Genomic DNA, 504 nt, shown 5'->3' with positions numbered 1-504 from the left:
TGATTCGGCGCTCATTGCGCGTGGGTCATCTCTCGATCAGGGCGTCGCCGGGGTCGGCGGCGTGTCGGGGGGTGAGTGGTTCGAGGGGGTGGCCGACGGCGACCGCTCCGAGGGGTTGCCAGTCGGCGGGGAGGTCGAGGGTGCTGCGGACGATGTCGGCGGCGAAGATCGTCGACCCGATCCAGCAGCTGCCGATTCCCTTGGTGGCCAACGACACCAGCAGCCCCTGCACCGCGGCGCCGACCGCGACGGTGAACATCGTCGTCTCCGCCGCCTGCCGGCGCTTGTCGGGGTAGGTGTGGGCGCCGTCGGGGACGCAGAACGGGATGATCACCTCCGGTGCGTCGAACAAAATGTTGCCGCGGGCCACCCGCGCCGCCACCGCGTCCGCGCTCATCCCGTCGGATGTCAGGTCGGTGCGCCATTGCTCCCGCATCCGGGTCAGCAGGGCGTCTCGGACGGTGCGGGTGCGGACCCACACGAACCGGACCGGGCGGGTGTGGT

Annotated in this window: 1 protein-coding gene; it reads right to left on the bottom strand. The window is 71.0% G+C overall.

Translation table 11 applies throughout. From position 1 onward, the window contains the following. Window positions 1–25 precede the first annotated feature (25 nt). Window positions 26–504: nitroreductase family protein (locus tag G9373_RS45650; RefSeq protein ID WP_206034044.1), on the bottom strand; the 479-nt coding region annotated here is incomplete at its 5' end.

The sequence above is a fragment of the Rhodococcus sp. A14 genome (assembly GCF_011603105.1).
Classification (GTDB): Bacteria; Actinomycetota; Actinomycetes; order Mycobacteriales; family Mycobacteriaceae; genus Rhodococcus_F; species Rhodococcus_F opacus.
The sequence above is the reverse complement of the archived record's forward strand: the minus strand, read 5'-3'. Positions and strand labels throughout refer to the sequence as shown.